This window comes from Vibrio sp. 1557 (genome assembly GCF_033340175.1).
In the GTDB taxonomy this organism is placed as follows: domain Bacteria; phylum Pseudomonadota; class Gammaproteobacteria; order Enterobacterales; family Vibrionaceae; genus Vibrio; species Vibrio alginolyticus.
This window is the reverse complement of record NZ_JAWOVZ010000021.1, coordinates 34,532-55,526: the sequence shown is the minus strand read 5'-3', so window position 1 is coordinate 55,526 and position 20,995 is coordinate 34,532. Positions and strand designations below refer to the sequence as shown.

Genomic DNA, 20,995 nt, shown 5'->3' with positions numbered 1-20,995 from the left:
AAAAAAAGCCCGCTTCAGCGGGCGAATAGTCACAGATGCATTACACAAAAGTGGATAACTAACTGCATGAATGCTGTCACTCAGCTAGCTGACTCACTTTATATCGGTTAAGTGCTTGTTTGAAACTTAACCAACAAATTCAGCATATACGAGTTTTATCTTTGTGACTATTTATGTTTTATATGTGATTAAAAATTCTCATGTCTATTTTTGTAGATATGAGCGAGATCACGCAGTGATAGAAACACTACGTGTCATTACATTGTTTTTAGACGATTAACGACAGATCTCAGCTACGGTCGGCTGGCACAATTGGATAAGATCTTGAATAGAAAGCGCCAGCCCAGCCATTCGATCGCCACTGCTGATCGTGACTTCCTGTTCTTCTAGTAAGCTAGGGTCGAACACGATTGGCATATGACGTTTGAGTAACAGAGGAGTGACAGTACCAATTTTGTAACCAGTGATGGACTCAACGTCGGCTTGATCAACACAAGTCATCCGGCGACATTTCAGTAACGAGCGCACTTTTTTGGGATCAACGCTACGATCACCTGGTGCACAGGCGAGTGCATATTGATTACCCATGTCTCGTAGCAAGATTGCTTTCACCATTTGAGAGGGGCGAATGCCGCGTTGGTGCGCGGCATCCTCAATGGTCGTTGCTGGTCTTTGATGCGGTAACAGACGAAACGGAATGTGTTGGTCTGTGAGAAATTGCATCAAAGGAGTATTGATTGTATTACTCATCATCAAGACTGTAAGGCAGTGATTCGATTGTCCATTCACATTCTGGTTGCGCAACTAAACGAAGACGAGTGTCCTCATCGAGATTATTAGGCAGCACGATCAGGCCAATCGCGTGATTGTCACTGAACTGGTAGTGATTTAATAAAGCACCTACTGAACGCCAGTTTTCACCTACGCTGCGTTCGAGCTCAATTGGTTCGTCACTAAATGGAGCAGAAGTTGCACCTTTTACGATATACATCGCACGTTTATTGGTACCGCGATACTTCGCTCGTGCTACCGTTTCTTGTCCCGTGTAGCAGCCCTTTGTGAAGCTTATGCCTCCTAAAGCTTGCACGTTGAGTGCTTGTGGAATGTGAGCATTCTGCGCGGATGCAGAGACAAATGGTAAACCTGCCTCAATATCGAAACGATTCCAAAGCTCATTTGTCGTAAAGACAGCGTCGGTAGTTTCAACGATTTGCTGTGCTTTTGGCGCACTTAATATCAGTAACCAACGATCTTGTGCAACTTGCACTGCTGTGCCACCGTCAACTGGGCGAACGCTGCCAGTTGTCTTGCTCATTGTTGAAATGAATTCGTCGGCTTTGACGCCAGCAACACCTAAGATAACGTCATCAGAAGCTTCAATCGTTACTTTAGAGAAAATGGCGTATTTCTTTATTTCACTAAGTTCTACGTCAATCGCCGATTTTGGTTGGATCATGCCGTAGCCATCATAATGATGGAAAAGGCGGAACACGCTCCACACTTTTCCTTTCGCATCACAATGTGCGCCCAGTGTTGATTGGTCTTGTTCTAAAGAAACAACATCGCAGGTAACCTGACCTTGTAAGTATGATTTTTTATCGTCACCGATCATGGTGATCATGCCGAAGTTATCCAGCAGTGAGATAGATAACTCTGGAAGTGCGTCTTGAGTTGAGAGAGGTAATGCTGAAAAACGAGTTTGCCATTCCATAATTACAATGCCTTTTGAAGATATTTTTCCGCTATGTTATACCCAAATAACCTTGAGATACTAGGGGAGCGATTTACGAATCAACATTTGTCTGCTTTCACTATCGTATTGTGACCCGCACACTAGTGACGTAGCACATCCCTTGTTACACTCCGCACTAACAACAAGACATCTATGAAGGAATAGTGAATGTACACTCCGGAAGAAAAAGCGCGTATTAAATGGGCTTGTCGTCGAGGCATGCTTGAGCTTGACGTAGTAATTATGCCGTTTTTTGAAGAGTGCTTTGATACTCTGAGTGAACAAGAGCAGCGTGACTTTGTTTCTTTACTTGAATGCGATGATCCTGATCTGTTTACTTGGGTAATGGGGCATGGCCGTAGCGAAAATTTAGGTCATGCAGCAATGGTTGATAAAATTGTCGCCCATAACCTCAGCAAAGTTCGTTAATTTTACTGCTTCTCCCTCTCTGACTGCCCGAGTCTTCAATGTTGTACTTTTCTTATTGATGACTTGGGCTGTTATCCTCTCTAGCATTCCGCTCGTATTATCGACTTATTTGTTATTACTGATTGTGAAGGCTTTCTCAAACCAAAGTCTTGTTCAACCTACAAGTCATGGGCATTGGTATGTGCACTGCGATGGCTCGGTTAGGTTTGATGCCCTTGAGTGTGGCGAATACTCGGAAGATATTGAGTCCGAAAAGGGTCATTTACAGCGAGTTGATACATCGGCATCACCATTCAAGATAACATTCCAATTGCAATCTGGCCGTAGTGTTACGATTTGGCGTGATAGCTGTGACGATGAGCAGTATCGTCAATTATCTTTGGTATTACGCCAATGGGAAATGAAACAGGGAGCTAATGCTCCCTGCTGATGTAATAGTTTACTCGGTAGAGTTAAAGCTGTTTAGCTGGAACCAAAATCGTTGGTCCGCTGTTTTCCAGTTGGTTCGGATAATCAAGCGTGTAGTGCAAACCTCGACTCTCTTTACGCTGCATCGCACAACGAACCATCAACTCTGCTACTTGTAAAAGGTTACGCAGTTCTAATAAGTTGTTCGACACGCGGAAATTGCTGTAGTACTCGTGTGTTTCTTGTTGCAACAGTTGGATACGGCGTAAGGCGCGCTCTAAACGCTTGTCAGTTCGCACAATGCCCATGTAGTCCCACATAAACAGACGAAGCTCGTGCCAGTTGTGCTGAATGATCACTTCTTCATCACTATTGGTTACTTTGCTTTCATCCCAACATGGCACCTGTGAAGGTAGCTCAACGTTAGTGTGATGTTTTAGAATATCTTTTGCCGCAGACCAAGCATAAACCACGCATTCGAGAAGTGAGTTTGATGCCATGCGGTTAGCACCATGCAGCCCGGTGTAGCTAACTTCACCAATCGCATACAAATTTTTCAGATCGGTGCAGCCATTTCTATCCACCATGACACCGCCACAAGTGTAGTGTGCAGCAGGTACGATTGGGATTGGCTCTTTAGTCATGTCAATGCCCAAGTCCATCAAACGTGAATAAATGGTTGGGAAGTGTTTCGTAATAAAGTCAGCAGGCTTATGGCTGATGTCGAGATACATACAGTCGGCACCTAAACGCTTCATTTCGAAGTCGATAGCACGAGCCACGACGTCACGCGGAGCAAGCTCTTTACGTTCATCGAAATCTGGCATAAAGCGAGAACCATCTGGACGACGCAGGTAAGCACCTTCGCCACGTAACGCTTCAGTTAGCAAGAAGTTACGTGCTTCTGGGTGATATAAACACGTCGGATGGAACTGGTTAAATTCCATATTAGCCACACGACACCCTGCACGCCAAGCAATCGCAATACCATCACCAGACGACACATCTGGGTTAGAGGTGTATTGATAAACCTTTGAAGCACCACCTGTAGCGAGAACCACAAATTTGGCTCGCACGGTTTCGACATGCTCTTCGTTGCGGTTCCAAATATAAGCACCGATAACTTTGTTTTTATCACCGCCAATTTTGTCTTCGGTGATTAAGTCCAGAGCATTGTGACGTTCGAGAACATGAATGTTTGGATGGTTATGAGCGTTATCTTGCAGGGAGGTTTGCATCGCCATACCTGTCGCATCTGCCGCGTGAAGAATACGACGACGGCTATGACCACCTTCACGAGTTAAGTGGTAGCGAGGTTCATCGTCAGAGTCATCTTCTTCACGATCAAATGGGACACCACCGTCAATCAACCACTGTACACACTCTTTTGAATGCTCAGCAATGAACCTTACGGTCTCCTCATCGCAAATACCATCCCCGGCGATTTGCGTGTCTTCAACGTGTGAATCAATGGTGTCTGACTCATCAAATACGGCAGCGATACCGCCTTGAGCATAGTAGGTCGCCCCTTCGCTGCGTGGTCCTTTACTCAGCACCATCACCTTACAGTGGTTAGCAACGCGCAAAGCCAACGACAAACCTGCCGCGCCACTCCCTACCACTAATACATCACACTCATGTTCACGATTTGTGTTCATATAACTTTTATAATCCCAAGCTAAGGTAACAAAGTTACCTTGTGTATTATTTGCACACCATGTGCATTCCATTATCGCGACATCTGTCGCTAAGGGCTAAGTTGGGAGACCTATCGACGTCCGTGTTACTGCGGTGACTGAGCCACTCTTCTTTTTCATGCAGAGCATGAGCATGCTTCCTAAGTTATAATTTGTAACGCGGTGTTCAGATAGCCATTAGCCATGCAAATGAAAAGTAATAGTTTGTCAATGCCATTGCTTTTCCATGCTCGACCCAGCACAATCTGGGACAGAGATCATTCATTATACCCATTTCCCTCCAAGATGCTCGCTTGTCAAACTTAGACTAAAGTCAGGCAGCGGTGGTCATTTGGGTACAGACATCACACTGTGAAAAAACAATGACAAAAAACTTGAGAAACCATGGAACTTTCTCATTCACGTTAGGGTCACAATAGTGCTCAAGTAAGCAGTGGTGTCAATACTACGTTTTGCATAATTAGTACCCATATCTGAGAAGAGTAGGGGCATAACAAATAGGAGTATCCGCTCGAATGAACGAGCAGCTGACCGATCAAGTATTGATTGAGCGAGTTCAGAATGGCGATAAGCAAGCATTCAACCTGTTGGTAACAAAGTACCAGAATAAGGTATGTAATCTTATTTCCAGATACGTTAGTAATCCTGGCGATGTACCAGATGTAGCACAAGAAGCGTTTATTAAAGCTTACCGAGCTATCCCTAGCTTTCGTGGGGAAAGTGCGTTTTATACGTGGCTGTATCGCATTGCAGTGAATACTGCGAAAAATCACATTGTTGCTCAAGGGCGTAGACCTCCAGCGACAGATGTCGATGCTGAAGATGCTGAATTTTACGAAACAGGTAGTGCACTTAAAGAAATATCGAACCCTGAGAACTTAACGTTGTCCAAAGAATTGCAACGGGTGGTGTTCAGTGCAATCGAAGCTTTACCTGAAGATTTAAAAACCGCAATGACATTACGAGAGCTCGATGGCTTGAGTTATGAAGAAATTGCAGAAGTGATGGATTGCCCGGTAGGAACGGTACGATCGCGTATCTTCCGTGCTCGTGAGGCGGTGGAAAAGAAAATCAGACCTCTTTTGCAACGCTAGTACAAGTAATAACTATGGTGAAAATAATGGCTGACAAAGAAAAACTTTCAGCTCTCATGGATGGAGAATTGGTCGATAAGGCTTTAATTCAAGAGTTAGAGCAAGACCAAGAGAGCCGTGATGCTTGGCAGAACTATCACCTGATTGGTGATGTGATGCGAGGCGAAGCGCCAGCAAAACCTGAGTGGAATATTGCTGAAAGCGTGGCGTTAGCGTTAGAAGATGAACCTGCACACCGTGCGTTTGATTCGCACAGTGCAAATGTTATCTCAATTGCGGATACGCCAAAAGAGTCGCAACCAGAACCGCAAAAAGCAAAACGTCACTTGCCAGGTTGGTTGACGCAGTTTGGTCAAGTTGCTGTTGCTGCATGTGTATCGCTTGTTGTTATTTTAGGTGTACAGCAGTACGGTGGTAGCGATTCAATGTCGCCGCAAGCAGATCAATTACCTGTATTGCAGACGGTTCCGTTTGCTGGCAGCGCAGAACCAGTGAGTTTGACTCGTGAGTCTGTAGAACGTTCTGTAGGCGAGGCAAATATGCAAGAGCAGCGCAAGCGTGTTCATGCTATGCTGCGAGACTACGAATTGCAGTTACGAATTAACAGTGATGCATCTCAACAAGATGCAAATCTGAATCCGGATATTGAATGAAAAAATTTCTGATCAGCGCTTGCGCTCTGTTCAGTATGATGTCTTCTCAAGCCTTTGCTGGTGACAAGCCAGCGGAGGCTTTATTGCATCAAATGAGCGAGGCGAGTAAGAATTTAAGTTACGAACTCTCTTATATCCTTATCAAAAAGAACAGCATTGAGCCGTTGCTGTATCGTCATGCCACGCATGGTGACGATCAATATGCTCATCTTGTCTACTTAAGTGGCCCTGTGCGTGAAGTTATTCGTCGCGGAACTGAAGTAAGTTATATCGAAACGGGTTTAGAACCGTTCACCATCGAGTCAGGTAAAATGGTCGCTCCGACTATGCCTATGCTCAACACCAATATCGATGAGCTAAACTTGTATTACGACTATGTAAAAGTGGGTAGAGCTCGTGAAGCTGGTGTGGCAACACAAGTGCTGCGTATTGTTCCTAAAGACGGTCTGCGCTATTCATACGTACTATGGATCGATGAAAAGAGTAAATTGCCGTTGCGTGCCGACCTTGTGGACCGCGATGGTGAAATGCTTGAACAATATCGCACTATTTCTTACACGGTAAACCCAAAAATCGCAGAGTTAATGAGTGGCCTGCAAGATGTTCAATTACCTGCTGTTCTCACCATGCCAAAAGGCGATATTGGGACCAGTAATTGGCAGGTTGGTTGGATCCCTGAGGGTTTCGAGCCGAACGAGCTCAACCGCTATCGTATGGCCGTTACTAACCAAATGGTGGAGAGCCAGCTGTATTCTGATGGTCTGTTTAGCTTCTCTGTTTACGTAGCAAACAAGGATGAGCATTCGTTAAAAGGGCAGTTGGTTCGCCAAGGCAGAAGAACGCTACACAGTTTTGTGAGCGGTCAACATGAAATCTCTGTTGTAGGAGACATTCCACCGACCACAGCACAGCGTATCGCCCAATCAGTCACATTTAATGTAACAAAGAGTAAATAACAATGATGACCGCGTTGGCTACCGTGACAGACGTGCATCGTCGCGGCAAGCAATACGAAATTGATTTAAGTTGCGAACAGCAGACCAGTTGCAGTAGTTGCTCTTCACAGAAAAGCTGTGGAACGGGCGTTGTTACTAAAGCCATTGGTAACAAGAGTTTATCTTGGCACCTGCGCACGGATAAATCGGTGAAAATAGGTCAAGTCGTCGAGATTGGTTTTCCTGAGTCGAGCCTAATAAAATCAGCAATGGCGGTTTATTTACTGCCATTGTTTGGTTTGATTATCGGTGCGATGTTTGGTCACTTCCTATTAGCGCCGCTGACAGCCGGCGGGGAAGGCATCATCATATTGGCATCGGTATTGTTTGCCGCTGGTGGAATGTGGATCGCAAAACGTGTTTCTCGTCCGTTAGAAGATGAATCCAAGCGCCAAGTTACCCTCGTTCGGGTACTTGGAGAGCCAATCCAGTAAGTGCTGTCCCCCTCCACTAAAGGTTATTTGGGTATGTACTTTAAATTACGTGCGCCCGTTAACGAAATTCGGTAGAATCTGCCAACTTGATTGAAATGCCGTCAGTAGATGGCGTTTCTTACTGTCCCTATTTGTAAAGAGTTAGTCACCCTAAATCTATGAAGCACATTCGTAACTTTTCGATTATCGCCCACATCGACCATGGTAAGTCGACCCTATCAGACCGTCTAATCCAAGTTTGTGGCGGGTTAACCGATCGTGAAATGGCCGCACAGGTTCTGGATTCTATGGATCTTGAACGTGAGCGTGGCATCACCATCAAATCTCAGAGTGTGACGCTAAACTACACCGCTAAAGACGGTGAGACGTATCAGCTGAACTTCATCGATACTCCGGGGCACGTTGACTTTGCATATGAAGTATCACGTTCTCTAGCGGCTTGTGAAGGTGCGCTATTGGTTGTGGATGCGGGTCAAGGTGTTGAAGCTCAAACACTGGCTAACTGTTACACCGCGATCGAAATGGATCTAGAGGTTGTGCCAATCTTGAACAAGATTGACCTACCAGCAGCCGATCCTGAGCGTGTAGCGGAAGAAATTGAAGAAATCGTTGGTATCGATGCAATGGAAGCAACCCGCTGTTCTGCGAAGACAGGCATTGGTGTTGATGACGTTCTAGAGAACATTGTGTCAGCGATTCCAGCACCGGAAGGTGATCCAGATGCGCCACTACAAGCGCTGATCATTGACTCATGGTTTGATAACTACCTTGGCGTTGTTTCTCTAGTGCGTATTAAAAACGGCGAACTGAAGAAGAACGATAAGATCAAAGTGATGAGTACGGGCCAAGTTTGGGGTGTAGACCGCCTTGGTATCTTTACGCCAAAACAAGTAGATACCGATACCCTTCGTACTGGTGAAGTAGGTTGGGTTGTTTGTGGCATCAAAGACATTCTTGGTGCCCCTGTTGGTGATACGCTGACTCTAGCGAAGAATGGTTGTGATAAACCGCTACCAGGCTTTAAGAAAGTTAAACCTCAGGTTTACGCAGGTCTGTTCCCTGTATCTTCCGACGATTACGAAAACTTCCGTGACGCACTAGGCAAACTAAGCCTTAACGACGCATCGCTATTCTACGAGCCAGAAAACTCTGCGGCACTTGGCTTTGGTTTCCGTTGTGGTTTCCTTGGCATGTTGCACATGGAAATCATCCAAGAGCGTCTAGAGCGTGAATACGACTTGGATCTTATTACCACAGCACCAACGGTAGTTTACGAAGTTGAGAAGACGGATGGCGATCTGCTGTATGTTGATAGCCCAGCAAAACTACCAGCGATCAATGATATTGAAGAAATTCGTGAACCGATTGCGCGTTGTAACATCCTTGTGCCTTCAGAGTACCTAGGTAACGTAATCACACTGTGTGTTGAAAAGCGAGGCAGTCAAGTTGATATGGTTTACCACGGTAACCAAGTCGCTGTGACTTACGATATTCCAATGGCTGAAGTGGTACTGGATTTCTTCGATCGTCTGAAATCAACATCACGCGGTTACGCATCTTTGGATTACAACTTCCAGCGTTTTGAAGCTTCGAACATGGTACGTGTAGACGTTCTTCTTAACGGTGACACTGTTGATGCATTGGCGATGATCACACACAAAGATCAGTCTCAGACTCGCGGTCGTCAGTTGGTAGAGAAGATGAAAGAATTCATCCCTCGCCAAATGTTTGATATCGCAATCCAAGCGGCAATTGGTAACCACATTATCGCTCGTTCAACGGTAAAACAGTTGCGTAAGAACGTTATTGCGAAATGTTACGGCGGTGATGTAAGTCGTAAGAAGAAACTTCTGAAGAAACAGAAAGAAGGTAAGAAACGCATGAAGCAGATCGGTAACGTTGAGCTGCCTCAAGAAGCGTTCCTAGCCATCCTTCACGTAGGTAAAGACTAAAGTTGAACTTTGTCTCACACTTGTCGGTCTTAAGACGTTAGATATTAAAATAAGTGAAAGGGTTTCGGCTCTTTCACTTTCGTATTTTTAGATAAGGGAATTTAATGGCGAATACATTCTCACTGATGTTGGTTATTGCGACTTTGGTAACTGGCGTGGTTTGGCTATTGGAAAAGCTGGTTTTCGCGAAAAAGCGTCAGGAAAAACTGGCTGAGATTCAAGCTCAGACGTCTAATGGTTTGGATGCAGTGACCTTGCAAAAAGTAGAGCGTCAGCCTTGGTGGGTTGAAAATAGCGTCTCTATTTTTCCTGTGATCGCGTTCGTTTTAGTATTACGTTCTTTTATCTACGAACCATTTCAAATCCCATCAGGCTCAATGATGCCTACCTTGCTGGTTGGCGATTTCATTTTAGTTGAGAAGTACGCGTACGGTCTAAAAGACCCAGTATGGCGTACTCAGCTAGTGGAAACTGGTAAGCCTGAGCGTGGTGATATCGTGGTCTTCAAATACCCACCACAACCAAGTGTGGACTACATTAAGCGTGTAGTTGGTTTACCTGGTGATATCGTGCGTTATTCAAGTGATAAGCAGCTTTGCGTGCAAAGCCAAGGCGAATCGGCATGTAAGCCAGTTAAACTGAGCAATGTTGAAGAAAGTCAGTTTAGCTCGAACGGTATTCCAATGATCCAACTGGATGAAAAATTGGGTAACGTTGAGCACAATATTTTGGTTAACCCTCTTGTGCGTAACCGCGTGGAGCAATATTTCCCACGCAGCGGAACGACAGAGTGGGTTGTACCAAAAGGTCAGTATTTTGTGATGGGTGATAACCGTGACAACAGTGCTGACAGCCGTTACTGGGGCTTTGTTCCAGAAGCAAACTTAGTCGGTAAAGCTGTCGCGATCTGGATCAGCTTCGAGTTTGATCGTGGCGCAGATAGTGTTCTACCTTCATGGATTCCAACTGGTGTGCGTTTTAACCGCATCGGTGGCATTCACTAACCATTCAAATATCGAGAGAGTATGAATTCTCCAATTGATAAACTAGAGAGAAAGCTCGGCTACCAGTTTCAAGATGCCGGGCTTATCAATTTGGCGCTGACGCACCGCAGCGCCAACAGTAAGCACAATGAACGTCTTGAGTTTCTGGGCGATTCAATTTTAAGTTTTGTCATCGCTGATGATCTGTACCATCGTTTCCCAAAAGTGAACGAAGGTGACATGAGCCGCATGCGTGCTACTTTGGTTCGCGGACATACATTGGCGGAACTGGGTCGTGAATTCGATCTAGGAGATTATTTAAAATTAGGTCCAGGTGAATTGAAGAGTGGCGGTTTTCGCCGAGACTCTATTTTAGCCGATGCGGTTGAAGCCATTATTGGCGCAATTTACCTAGACAGTGATCTTGAAGTTGTGCGAGGCATTGTACTGAGTTGGTATCAGTCACGCCTTGAAGCCATCAAACCAGGCGTTTCACAGAAAGATCCGAAAACTCGCCTACAAGAGTTCCTACAAGGCAGAAGAAAACCGCTGCCTGTCTACACAGTGACTAATATTAAAGGTGAAGCGCACAACCAAGAGTTCACGGTTGAGTGCGAAGTAGCAGGTGTGGATAAGCCTGTAATCGGTAAAGGCACCAGCCGCCGCAAGGCAGAACAAGCGGCTGCTGAAACAGCACTTGAGCAATTGACAAATGGCTGATAACGAATTCGATATCGATGCGTTTTTCGCATCACAAGGTGAGCCAAGCTCGCCAGAAAACCAACACTGTGGCTTTATTGCTATTGTTGGTCGTCCAAACGTAGGTAAGTCGACACTTTTGAACAAGATTTTGGGTCAGAAGATTTCGATCACCTCTCGTAAGCCGCAAACGACACGCCACCGTATTATGGGTGTGGATACGGACGGCGATTACCAAGCGATTTACGTCGACACGCCTGGACTTCACATTGAAGAAAAGCGTGCGATCAACCGTTTGATGAACCGTGCAGCTAACTCGTCATTGAGTGATGTAAACCTTGTGTTCTTCTTAGTCGATGGTACGCATTGGACTAAAGACGATGAGATGGTGCTGACCAAACTTCAAAAATCGAACTTCCCAGTTGTGCTTTGTGTAAACAAAGTCGACAACGTACAAGATCGTAACGACGTGATGCTACACATGGCGGAGATGTCGAAGAAGATGGACTTCGTGGATGTTGTGCCAATCTCTGCCAAGCAAGGTAAGAACATTGACGTACTGCGTAAGCACGTGCGTAATCACTTACCTAAAGCAACGCATCACTTCCCAGAAGAATACGTGACTGACCGTTCTCAGCGTTTTATGGCGTCTGAGATTGTGCGTGAAAAGCTGATGCGCTTTACTGGTGAAGAGCTGCCATACTCAGTAACGGTTGAGATTGAACGTTTTGATTACAACCCAGAAACCGACGGTTTCCACATCAATGCATTGATTCTTGTTGAGCGTAATGGCCAGAAGAAAATGGTGATTGGCAAAGGCGGCGAGAAGATTAAAACCATTGGTCGCGAAGCGCGTTTAGATATGGAAGAATTGTTCGGTCGTAAGGTTTACCTAGAAACTTGGGTAAAAGTGAAATCTGGCTGGGCAGACGACGAACGAGCGTTGCGATCGTTGGGTTATATAGACGATTTATAATCTTGGCTGCGAAGGTGCTTCGCTCCAACATCGATGAAAAATCAGTATCGATTAAAATAAGGAGCCGCTCGGCTCCTTATTTTTTATTTCACACTTTTTAGGCACAATGACTTAGATGAGTAATCTGTCTTCCGAAGGTTTACAGCGCTGTTTTGTATTGCACCGACGCCCTTACAGTGAATCGAGCTTAATCCTTGATGTATTTAGTGAGGAATATGGCCGAATGACTTTAATGGCCAAAGGCGCGCGCAGTAAGCGTTCGAACTTAAAAGGCGCATTGCAACCTTTTACCCCGCTATTACTTAAATGGTCGGGGAAAGGCTCAATGAAAACTTTGCGTCAAGCCGAGCCGATAAGTCTAGGTTTGCCGTTAACGGGCATTAATCTCTACTCAGCCATGTACGTCAATGAACTGATTGGCCGTATTTTGATGGCTGAAGTGCCGATGCCAGCACTATTTCATGATTATTTGCATGCGTTAACCGAGTTGGCGCACAACGAGAACCCTGAGCCTGCACTGCGTCGTTTTGAGTTAGCCTTGCTGTCTGCGATGGGGTATGGCGTGGATTTTTTGCATTGTGCAGGTACCGGCGAGCCCGTCGATCCAGAAATGACCTATCGTTACCGGGAACAGAAAGGGTTTATTGCTTCGGTTAGGCGCGATAACCTCACGTTTTTAGGGAATGAACTGATTGCTATCAGTGAGCGGCGGTTCGTCACTAAAGAGCAGCTAAAAGCGGCAAAACGCTTTACACGTATAGCCTTAAAGCCGTATCTTGGCGGCAAACCTTTAAAAAGTCGTGAATTTTTCATTCAGACCCCCAGAGCACGGAGTAACGGAAAATGAGCTCAATTTATTTAGGCGTCAATATCGACCATATTGCCACTCTACGTAATGCACGTGGTACAAAATACCCAGATCCTGTTCACGCTGCTGAAATTGCTGAGCGTGCAGGCGCGGACGGTATCACTATCCACTTACGTGAAGACCGTCGCCATATTTTGGATCGTGATGTACGTATTCTGCGTGAAACCATTCAAACGCGTATGAATCTAGAGATGGCAGTGACTGACGAAATGATTGAGATTGCGCTGCAAACTAAACCAGAGTTTGTGTGTTTAGTGCCTGAAAAACGTGAAGAACTGACGACGGAGGGTGGCTTAGATGTAGTAGGGCAGCTTGACAAAATTAAAGCTGCGACGAAAAAGCTGACAGATGCCGGCATTAAAGTTTCGCTCTTTATTGATGCTGACCGTCAACAGATTGAAGCTGCGAAAAAGTGTGGTGCTCCGTTTATTGAGCTACATACTGGCCATTATGCAGATGCGACGACAGAAGACGAACAACAAGCTGAACTGAAGAAGATTGCCGCTGGTGCGAGTTATGCACATGATCTAGGTATTATTGTTAATGCCGGGCATGGCCTGACTTATCACAATGTCGCACCAATTGCTGCATTACCAGAAATTTACGAACTCAACATTGGTCACTCAATCATTGGTCGCGCAGTATTTGATGGTTTAAATAAAGCGGTTGCTGACATGAAAGCACTGATGATTGAGGCTCGCCAGTCATAGGACTATCTAGATGGCGATTATAGGGTTAGGGACCGACATTGCAGAAATTGAGCGTATTGAAAAAGCGTTAGCTCGTAGTGGTGAACCTTTTGCTCAGCGGATTCTTTCAGAAGAAGAAATGACCAAATTCTCACAGCTTAAGCTGCAAGGTCGTTATCTTGCTAAGCGCTTTGCTGTTAAAGAAGCTGCCTCAAAAGCATTGGGGACAGGGATCGCAAAAGGGGTCACGTTTCACGACTTTTCCATCTCGAACGATGAGCTTGGAAAACCAGTACTCGCATTGACGGGCACAGCCAAGCAAATAGCGGATGCGATGGGTGTTAACCACATTCACCTGTCCATTTCCGATGAGCGTCATTACGCTGTGGCGACGGTCATTTTTGAATCCTAGCTTGTAAGTCTTAAACAAAATACTAAAAAGCCAGAGCAGATGCTCTGGCTTTCTTGTCTCTCGAGCAGATTACTGTTCAAGGTATAATTTTGCAGTCGTTGTGACTTTAATCATTTCATCTTGCAGCTCGAACATTTCAGGCTCAACTTCCTCAAGACTGATCCCTGAGCGCAGTGCTTGCTCAAGCGTCGCACAGAGTGACTTCAGTCTTGGAACGCCACAATATGAACTACTGCCGTGCAGCTTATGGATGACATGAATTAGGTCATCACGAGAGATATCTTCTTGCTCTAGAGCTTGGTCAACAACCGCTTCTACTTCAGGGATGAACTCAATCAACATGCGCAGCATATCTTTGGCGAGATCCTCTTTATTCGCGCTCTGTTTCAAGGCCGCTTGCCAATCAATAATCACATCCTGTTGAGGTGAAGAAACGGATTGTGGTGCGCTTCCTTCAGGTTCATCAACGTATGAAGGGGCGACTTTGCCAATGCTCTCTGTACAAGCATTGGGGTTCCAGTGAACCAAAACCTGTTGTAGCACATGCTCTTCAATAGGTTTGGTCAAGTAGTCATCCATTCCTGCCGAGAGCAAGCGGTCTCGTTCCCCTGCCATGGCATGCGCCGTTACCGCAATCACTGGCGTGTCTTTATTTAGCTCCAACTCTTTAATGTGCTTACAAGCGGTCACCCCATCCATTTGTGGCATTTGGATATCCATGAAGATTAAATCGTACTTTTTCTCTGTCGCCAGGTTCACCGCTTGCTGGCCATTGCTACAGGCGGTGACGGTTTCTACTCGTTCGCGGAGCAGTGCAGAGATCAGCTTCAAGTTTGCAGGGTTGTCATCCACTGCTAGTACAGTGAGAGGTAAACGGTCCCCTTCGCTTGGCGTAATTGGAGCGCTTAATACCGGTGGCGATTCTACATGTTCGCTAATCAGGCTTTGTAGCAACTTACGGCGAGACAATGGCTTCGTCAGGCACTGGACGTGATGCTCTGTCATTATTTGGTCCGCAAGCGCCAATTCGGTACTCGGTGTCCCTAGGAGAACACTCGGAGCCATACGTTTCGCTTGTTCTATCCAAGGTGTAATAACTTCCGCATCGTGAGTCTGGTTGGCCGCTAAATTCAACAATACATAATCATATTGTTCTTCGTTGTTTGGTAGCGAAGAGCGGTAGGTTACTAAAATACCCTCCTGACTTAGAATCTGTTGGGTTACGGATGCGGCTTGCATGTTTGGTTCAATCAGCAGTAACTGCTTCCCAGTCAGAAGTTCCACTTCAATCAGTTCGCTCATTGGCATCTCGGTTGAGTGCAAGCGCACCGTAAACCAGAAGGTTGAACCTTGGTGTAGACGGCTGGTTAAACTGATTTCGCCGCCCATCTGGCTCACCAGTTTCTGAGTGATGACCAGACCAAGGCCAGTACCGCCGTAACGACGTGAAATACTTGCATCTGCTTGGCTAAAGGCTTGGAACAACTGCGCTTGCTGACGCTCAGAGATACCAATGCCGGTATCACGCACCATGAATTGCAGTTCGACGGAGTCTCCTGATTGAGAGCGCATTTCTACGCTAACATCAATGTTGCCTCGCTCGGTAAACTTGATTGAGTTACCTACTAAGTTCGTCAAAATTTGCTGGATACGTAGTGGATCCCCAACTAAACCTGGTGGAATTTTAGGGTCCACTTTTAGGGTGATTTCTAACCCTTTCTCATGTGCACTTGTGGCTTGTAGGTTAATTACCTCTTCTAAACTTTCTCGGAAATCAAAAGGAATGTTTTCCAGCGCCAGCTTACCCGCTTCAAGTTTCGAGAAGTCGAGAATGTCATTGATGATATTCAGCAAGTTGTTCGCCGATTTCTCAATCGTCTGTAGGTAATCCGTTTGGCTGTTAGAAAGCTGCGTTTTAAGCATTTGACGAGTAAAGCCAATCACCCCATTGAGCGGAGTACGCAGCTCGTGCGACATGTTCGCCAAGAACTCTGACTTAACCCTGGCCGCTTCTTGCGCGCGTTTCTTCGCGATATCCAGCTCAACGTTCTGAATTTCTAGCTGCTCAAGCGTTTCACGTAAGTCGGACGTGGCTTGGTCTATACTGTGCTGCATCTCTACGTGATATTCTGATAACGATACCGCCATGGCGTTGATGCCATTTTTTAGCTGGTCTAACTCACCGTGCATTTTGCCTTCGATACGCACATCCAGATGACCACGGCGAATGCGGTCAACGACATTCTTCATGTGGGTGATAGGTTGGGTCACATCGTGCATTAGACGTGAAGCAAACACACTTGCTAAGCCAAGACCGAGAACCAGAACTAAAAACGCAGAGAAGACTTCTTGATACTGTTGCAGCCTCAAGGAGGAGAGATCTAACTCGACGGCGATGTAACCAATCGCTTTTGTGCCTTGGCTTTCGTTCGACAACTCCGCTAAGTAGTGACCTTCTGACAAAATGGGGACACGCAATATCAGTGAGTTTTCGTAGATTTCCGAATTACCCAGTTGCGGGATCGGTTTATCTTTGGGAAACATCAAGGCTTCAAAATTAGGATGAAAGTTAGAGGTTACAAAGAGCTCATGATGTTCATCAAATACCGCGATACTACGAACCAGTTTGGAGTTTTTGCGGTGCGCGTAGCTTATCAAGCGACGTACCGCCTCTCGGCTTTCTGATAGTAGATGAGTTTCACTGGCAATCGCCAGCGGCTCAATAATGCTGTTACCAGTGGTGATAACTTGTTTCTCAAGGTCTTGGTAGCGGTTAAATGAGAAAAAGCCGCTCAGTAATAAACCAATAATGAGAGTGGGAGCGAGAGTTAGTGTAATTACACGTGCTCGTAAGCCATATCTGGTCATGTTATCTAATTACATCGGAGTCTGGATATGGGAAAATAACGCATTATTTCTCAAGCGCACGATAAAGCCTTGAGCAAAGAAGTGACGTCACCGAATAAACGGTAAGCATAATCAAGTCACTCGAATCACACAACGGCTGCAATCAAGAATAGTGAAGCCGAAGAGCAATTACACATAAATCAGGCACAGAGCATGGCACGCATCTTTCAACCGAAAAAGAAAACCCAACTCAATACTCGGCACCAAGCAGTGCAAGTAGAGCGTTTAGATCACCACGGCGCAGGCATTGCTTACCTCAAAAAGAAGCCATTGTTTATCGATGGAGCACTGCCGGGTGAGGAGGTGGTCACTCAATTGGTGGAAGAAAAGAGCAAATACGCTCGCGGTAAGTTGATTAAAATCCTTAAGCCGAGTGAAGCTCGTGTGGAGCCATTTTGCCCACATTATCATGAGTGCGGTGGTTGTGATTTGCAGCACTTAGATTATGACCAACAATTGACGTACAAACAGCAAACGTTGCGTCAGCTAATGCGAAAATTTTCAGGCAGTGACATTGAACTAGATGCCCCGTTATTGGGAGATTCGCAGGCCTACCGTCGCCGTGCGAGAGTGAGCTTGTTTGTTGATAAAAAAAACCGTCAGCTACATTTTGGTTTCCGTAAAAAGCAGAGTAAGCAAATTGCGCAAGTAACCGATTGCCCAGTGCTGGCACCGGAACTGAATGTTTTGCTGCCAGAGATTTACTCAGCCCTAAAAGCGTTCAAAAAGCCTGAACAATTGGGTCATGTAGAGCTGGTACTTGGTGATAATGGGCCGTGTATTACGCTGCGCCACTTGAGCGCTCTGACAACGAGTGAAACTCAATCTCTAACGGAGTTGGCAAAACGTCATGGCGCATCGTTGTACTTAATGCCATCGACAGAACAATTAGACCTTATCGAAGGCGATATGCCTTTTTATCAAGAAGTTGGAGTGAAAATCCCTTTTGCACCAAATAACTTTATTCAAGTAAACCAAGGTGTAAACCAACAAATGGTCAAACAAGCGGTTGAGTGGTTAGACCCACAAAAGAGTGACCGAGTGTTAGATTTGTTCTGTGGTTTAGGCAACTTTAGTTTACCAGTTGCGAAATTAGCTAAGTACGTGGTTGGAGTAGAGGGTGTTGCAGAGATGGTAGAAAAAGCCACAAACAATGCATCTTTGAACCAAATCAATAACGCGCAATTTTATCACGCTAACCTTGAGCAAGATTTTGAAGGCCAAGCCTGGGCCGCAGAGCGGTTTGATAAAGTATTATTAGACCCGGCACGCGCGGGAGCGAGTGGGATCATCGATCAAGTTTCTGAGCTTGGCGCACAGCGTGTAGTTTATGTTTCTTGTAATCCTGCTACCCTTGCTAGGGATAGTCAAAGCTTGATAGAGCAAGGCTATAAATTAACTAAATTAGGTATGCTGGATATGTTCCCTCATACCAGTCATCTAGAATCGATGGCATTGTTTGAAAAGTCCTAACTTTAGGACTTTGACCCCTTATTTGTGGTGGGTGGTCATAAAGCCAGCGTGTACGCGCGGTAAAAAGAACTAACCTGGACGGTGTTAGTCAAACCACACGAATATAATAATTAGGATGATGAGATGGTTGCGGTAAGAAGCGCGCATTTAAACCAAGATGAACAGTTTGAACTCGAAAACTGGGTGGCTAGCCTAGGACAAGAGAAAAACACAGCCTCACGCTTAATCGAAGTATATCGAGATTGCCAGACGGTATTAGCTGATAACGAGCAAGCGGAGCTGTTGTTGTGGCGTGGACGAGAAATGATCGAAATTTTGATCACCTTGTCTATGGATCAAGCCACTTTAGTGGCTGCTCAACTGTTTCCTTTGGTTTCAAGTGGTGCTTTTAACAGAGAAATTCTGGAAGAGAAATACAGCAAAGAAATCATAAAATTAATCGACGGCGTTGAAGAAATGGCTGCTATTGGCCAACTCAACGTCAACATGGAAGGCAGTGCAGCGTCATCTCAGGTAGATAACGTACGCCGCATGCTGCTTGCCATGGTGGATGACTTCCGCTGCGTGGTTATCAAGCTTGCGGAGCGAATTTGTAACCTTATTGAAGTTAAAAAAGCGCCTGATGAAGTTCGACGTGCGGCGGCAAAAGAGTGTGCCAACATCTATGCGCCGCTAGCAAACCGATTAGGCATCGGTCAGCTGAAATGGGAAATTGAAGATTACGCTTTCCGCTACCAACAGCCGGAAACTTACAAACAAATTGCCAAGCAGCTTTCTGAGCGACGCATCGTTCGTGAACAGTACATCAAAGACTTTGTTGAAGACCTCACGCACGAAATGGAAGTGTCGGGCATCAATGCCGAAGTGAGTGGTCGACCTAAGCACATCTACAGCATTTGGCGAAAAATGCAGAAGAAGAGTTTGGCATTCGATGAGCTATTTGATGTTCGAGCAGTACGTATCATCGCAGACAAACTGCAAGACTGTTACGCGGCTTTGGGTGTAGTTCACACCAAATACAAGCACCTACCGAGCGAGTTTGATGACTACGTTGCTAACCCTAAACCAAACGGTTATCAATCGATCCATACCGTAATTCTAGGGCCAGAAGGCAAAACCATCGAGATCCAGATTCGTACCAAGCAAATGCATGAAGAGTCGGAGCTGGGTGTTGCCGCGCACTGGAAATATAAAGAAGGGGCAAGCAGCCGAAGCGGTTATGATGAGAAGATCACGTGGCTGCGTAAGCTACTGGATTGGCAAGAAGAAATGTCTGACTCTGGCGAAATGCTCGATGAGCTGCGTAGCCAAGTCTTTGATGACCGTGTTTATGCCTTTACACCACGTGGTGATGTTGTCGATTTGCCAATGGGGGCAACGCCGCTAGATTTTGCCTATCACATTCACTCCGAAGTGGGACACCGTTGTATCGGTGCCAAAGTCGGAGGTCGTATTGTGCCATTCACGCATAAATTACATATGGGTGACCAAGTCGAGATTATCACTCAGAAAGAACCTAACCCATCACGTGACTGGTTAAACCCATCATTAGGCTTCGTTCATTCTGGTCGTGCGCGTGCCAAAATTAACGCCTGGTTCCGAAAACAAAGCCGTGAGAAGAACCTTGAAGCAGGTCGTGAAATCCTTGAGCATGAGTTAGCCAAAATTGGCGCAACGTTAAAAGATGCAGAGCATTACGCCCTCAAGCGGTTTAACGTCAAAACACCAGATGAATTGTATGTTGGTGTAGGTAGCGGTGATTTGCGTATCAACCAAATAATTAACCATATCAACGCGTTAGTTAACAAGCCAACGGCAGAGGAAGAAGATCAACAAGCACTGGAAAAACTGCAAGAAGCTGAGCATAAATCACCCGCGCAAAGCCGACCGAAAAAAGACGCAGTTGTAGTAGAAGGCGTCGATAACCTAATGACACATCTAGCACGTTGCTGTCAGCCAATTCCAGGTGACGATATCTCTGGTTACATAACGCAAGGTCGTGGGATTTCAGTACACCGTAGTGACTGTGAACAGCTAGAAGAACTGCGCCATCATGCGCCAGAGCGCATCATCGATACAGTCTGGGGCAGCGGCTTTGTGGGGTCATACATCCTCACCGTGCGTGTTGAAGCGATGGAGCGAGGTGGTCTACTCAAAGACATTACGACACTGTTCGCCAACGAAAAGATCAAAGTGACCAGTATGAAGAACCGAGTCGACTACAGACGTCAACTTGCCATCATGGACTTTGACCTAGAAGTCACCAATATTGAGGTGCTTTCGCGGGTTTCGAAACGTGTGGAACAGATCAAGGATGTCATGACGGTGAAACGCCTCGGCTAAAACTCTCGTCATAGTTATCGTTGTAGCGTTGTTGACTGCACGCACTCGCTCCATCACATGGTGAACCATGCTCAGGAGTCTCGTTTGTTTGTCGCCTAGCTACAACTTCAACTATTTACAGAGTTACACTTGCGTCATATTTGGCTTTTTATCTGCGTTAGCTGCACTTATTCCGACGTGCCGGCTCAGGGGCATCACATAGTAGGCTATGCTCAGGAGTCGCGAAAACTTGTTGCCTTGTCAAAGTAACA

Annotated in this window: 19 protein-coding genes; 15 read left to right on the top strand and 4 right to left on the bottom strand. The window is 45.8% G+C overall.

Going from position 1 to position 20,995, the window contains the following annotated elements:
- Window positions 1–276: 276 nt before the first annotated feature.
- Together R7070_RS19590 and ygfZ are read right to left on the bottom strand one after the other, a co-directional pair.
- A complete protein-coding gene (locus tag R7070_RS19590; protein ID WP_005384562.1) occupies window positions 277–750 on the bottom strand; it encodes an aminoacyl-tRNA deacylase in 474 nt (157 codons plus the stop codon).
- Window positions 743–1,711 carry a tRNA-modifying protein YgfZ gene (gene ygfZ, locus R7070_RS19585; RefSeq protein ID WP_005384564.1) on the bottom strand — a complete coding sequence of 323 codons (969 nt, stop codon included), beginning with the start codon at window positions 1,709–1,711 and terminating at the stop codon, window positions 743–745. The genes R7070_RS19590 and ygfZ overlap by 8 nt, the downstream gene beginning before the upstream one ends.
- 189 nt (window positions 1,712–1,900) lie before the next feature.
- On the opposite strand from ygfZ, the gene R7070_RS19580 reads away from it, so the two are divergent.
- Window positions 1,901–2,161 carry a succinate dehydrogenase assembly factor 2 gene (locus R7070_RS19580; RefSeq protein ID WP_005380951.1) on the top strand — a complete coding sequence of 87 codons (261 nt, stop codon included), beginning with the start codon at window positions 1,901–1,903 and terminating at the stop codon, window positions 2,159–2,161.
- Entirely contained in the window at window positions 2,109–2,591 is a 483-nt protein-coding gene (locus R7070_RS19575; RefSeq protein WP_309543986.1) for a protein YgfX, read from the top strand. Before R7070_RS19580 ends, R7070_RS19575 begins: the two co-directional genes overlap by 53 nt.
- A gap of 22 nt (window positions 2,592–2,613) precedes the next feature.
- Here the strand turns inward: R7070_RS19575 and nadB are convergent, their stop codons facing one another.
- Complete coding sequence (nadB, locus tag R7070_RS19570; RefSeq protein ID WP_005380947.1) at window positions 2,614–4,227, bottom strand: L-aspartate oxidase; 1,614 nt, start codon at window positions 4,225–4,227, stop codon at window positions 2,614–2,616.
- Between the two features lie 554 nt (window positions 4,228–4,781).
- Here nadB and rpoE point away from each other — a divergent pair.
- The 11 genes from rpoE to acpS all read left to right on the top strand — a co-directional run bounded on the left by rpoE (window position 4,782) and on the right by acpS (window position 14,021).
- Window positions 4,782–5,360 (top strand): RNA polymerase sigma factor RpoE, encoded by a 579-nt coding sequence (rpoE, locus tag R7070_RS19565; protein WP_005380946.1) that lies wholly within the window; start codon window positions 4,782–4,784, stop codon window positions 5,358–5,360.
- 26 nt (window positions 5,361–5,386) lie between these two features.
- Window positions 5,387–6,013 (top strand): sigma-E factor negative regulatory protein, encoded by a 627-nt coding sequence (locus tag R7070_RS19560; RefSeq protein WP_042521278.1) that lies wholly within the window; start codon window positions 5,387–5,389, stop codon window positions 6,011–6,013.
- Window positions 6,010–6,969 (top strand): sigma-E factor regulatory protein RseB, encoded by a 960-nt coding sequence (rseB, locus tag R7070_RS19555; protein ID WP_005380941.1) that lies wholly within the window; start codon window positions 6,010–6,012, stop codon window positions 6,967–6,969. Before R7070_RS19560 ends, rseB begins: the two co-directional genes overlap by 4 nt.
- 2 nt (window positions 6,970–6,971) lie before the next feature.
- On the top strand, window positions 6,972–7,442 hold the full coding sequence (locus R7070_RS19550) for a SoxR reducing system RseC family protein (RefSeq protein ID WP_005384575.1): 471 nt from the start codon (window positions 6,972–6,974) through the stop codon (window positions 7,440–7,442).
- A gap of 158 nt (window positions 7,443–7,600) precedes the next feature.
- Window positions 7,601–9,394 (top strand): translation elongation factor 4, encoded by a 1,794-nt coding sequence (gene lepA, locus R7070_RS19545; RefSeq protein WP_005380934.1) that lies wholly within the window; start codon window positions 7,601–7,603, stop codon window positions 9,392–9,394.
- 104 nt (window positions 9,395–9,498) lie between these two features.
- Window positions 9,499–10,398: a signal peptidase I gene (gene lepB / locus R7070_RS19540; RefSeq protein ID WP_104979692.1), complete on the top strand. Its 900-nt coding sequence runs from the start codon at window positions 9,499–9,501 to the stop codon at window positions 10,396–10,398.
- Window positions 10,399–10,419: 21 nt separating this feature from the next.
- Window positions 10,420–11,097 carry a ribonuclease III gene (rnc, locus tag R7070_RS19535; protein ID WP_005380932.1) on the top strand — a complete coding sequence of 226 codons (678 nt, stop codon included), beginning with the start codon at window positions 10,420–10,422 and terminating at the stop codon, window positions 11,095–11,097.
- Window positions 11,090–12,052, top strand: a complete 963-nt coding sequence (gene era / locus R7070_RS19530) for a GTPase Era (RefSeq protein WP_005380931.1) — start codon at window positions 11,090–11,092, stop codon at window positions 12,050–12,052. Before rnc ends, era begins: the two co-directional genes overlap by 8 nt.
- Before the next feature lie 115 nt (window positions 12,053–12,167).
- The gene (gene recO / locus R7070_RS19525; protein WP_005384578.1) at window positions 12,168–12,899 is read left to right on the top strand and encodes a DNA repair protein RecO; all 732 of its coding nucleotides are present in this window, start codon (window positions 12,168–12,170) and stop codon (window positions 12,897–12,899) included.
- Window positions 12,896–13,630 carry a pyridoxine 5'-phosphate synthase gene (gene pdxJ / locus R7070_RS19520; RefSeq protein ID WP_053306777.1) on the top strand — a complete coding sequence of 245 codons (735 nt, stop codon included), beginning with the start codon at window positions 12,896–12,898 and terminating at the stop codon, window positions 13,628–13,630. Before recO ends, pdxJ begins: the two co-directional genes overlap by 4 nt.
- 10 nt (window positions 13,631–13,640) lie before the next feature.
- The gene (acpS, locus tag R7070_RS19515) at window positions 13,641–14,021 is read left to right on the top strand and encodes a holo-ACP synthase (protein WP_053306776.1); all 381 of its coding nucleotides are present in this window, start codon (window positions 13,641–13,643) and stop codon (window positions 14,019–14,021) included.
- Window positions 14,022–14,090: 69 nt separating this feature from the next.
- Here acpS and barA read toward each other — a convergent pair whose 3' ends face one another.
- Window positions 14,091–16,889, bottom strand: a complete 2,799-nt coding sequence (barA, locus tag R7070_RS19510; protein WP_033907441.1) for a two-component sensor histidine kinase BarA — start codon at window positions 16,887–16,889, stop codon at window positions 14,091–14,093.
- A 192-nt stretch (window positions 16,890–17,081) separates the two neighbouring features.
- On the opposite strand from barA, the gene rlmD reads away from it, so the two are divergent.
- On the top strand, window positions 17,082–18,401 hold the full coding sequence (gene rlmD, locus R7070_RS19505) for a 23S rRNA (uracil(1939)-C(5))-methyltransferase RlmD (protein WP_053306774.1): 1,320 nt from the start codon (window positions 17,082–17,084) through the stop codon (window positions 18,399–18,401).
- Window positions 18,402–18,524: 123 nt separating this feature from the next.
- Entirely contained in the window at window positions 18,525–20,744 is a 2,220-nt protein-coding gene (gene relA / locus R7070_RS19500; protein ID WP_005380915.1) for a GTP diphosphokinase, read from the top strand.
- Window positions 20,745–20,995 lie beyond the last annotated feature (251 nt).

Coding starts and splice junctions, on each gene's coding strand:
- R7070_RS19560 (WP_042521278.1), top strand. CDS start 5,387: ATGGCTGACAAAGAAAAACTTTCAGCTCTCATGGATGGAGAATTGGTC.
- barA (WP_033907441.1), bottom strand. CDS start 16,889: ATGACCAGATATGGCTTACGAGCACGTGTAATTACACTAACTCTCGCT.
- rnc (WP_005380932.1), top strand. CDS start 10,420: ATGAATTCTCCAATTGATAAACTAGAGAGAAAGCTCGGCTACCAGTTT.
- R7070_RS19550 (WP_005384575.1), top strand. CDS start 6,972: ATGATGACCGCGTTGGCTACCGTGACAGACGTGCATCGTCGCGGCAAG.
- lepB (WP_104979692.1), top strand. CDS start 9,499: ATGGCGAATACATTCTCACTGATGTTGGTTATTGCGACTTTGGTAACT.
- rlmD (WP_053306774.1), top strand. CDS start 17,082: ATGGCACGCATCTTTCAACCGAAAAAGAAAACCCAACTCAATACTCGG.
- rseB (WP_005380941.1), top strand. CDS start 6,010: ATGAAAAAATTTCTGATCAGCGCTTGCGCTCTGTTCAGTATGATGTCT.
- R7070_RS19580 (WP_005380951.1), top strand. CDS start 1,901: ATGTACACTCCGGAAGAAAAAGCGCGTATTAAATGGGCTTGTCGTCGA.
- era (WP_005380931.1), top strand. CDS start 11,090: ATGGCTGATAACGAATTCGATATCGATGCGTTTTTCGCATCACAAGGT.
- relA (WP_005380915.1), top strand. CDS start 18,525: ATGGTTGCGGTAAGAAGCGCGCATTTAAACCAAGATGAACAGTTTGAA.
- nadB (WP_005380947.1), bottom strand. CDS start 4,227: ATGAACACAAATCGTGAACATGAGTGTGATGTATTAGTGGTAGGGAGT.
- R7070_RS19575 (WP_309543986.1), top strand. CDS start 2,109: ATGCAGCAATGGTTGATAAAATTGTCGCCCATAACCTCAGCAAAGTTC.
- lepA (WP_005380934.1), top strand. CDS start 7,601: ATGAAGCACATTCGTAACTTTTCGATTATCGCCCACATCGACCATGGT.
- acpS (WP_053306776.1), top strand. CDS start 13,641: ATGGCGATTATAGGGTTAGGGACCGACATTGCAGAAATTGAGCGTATT.
- ygfZ (WP_005384564.1), bottom strand. CDS start 1,711: ATGGAATGGCAAACTCGTTTTTCAGCATTACCTCTCTCAACTCAAGAC.
- pdxJ (WP_053306777.1), top strand. CDS start 12,896: ATGAGCTCAATTTATTTAGGCGTCAATATCGACCATATTGCCACTCTA.
- recO (WP_005384578.1), top strand. CDS start 12,168: ATGAGTAATCTGTCTTCCGAAGGTTTACAGCGCTGTTTTGTATTGCAC.
- R7070_RS19590 (WP_005384562.1), bottom strand. CDS start 750: ATGAGTAATACAATCAATACTCCTTTGATGCAATTTCTCACAGACCAA.
- rpoE (WP_005380946.1), top strand. CDS start 4,782: ATGAACGAGCAGCTGACCGATCAAGTATTGATTGAGCGAGTTCAGAAT.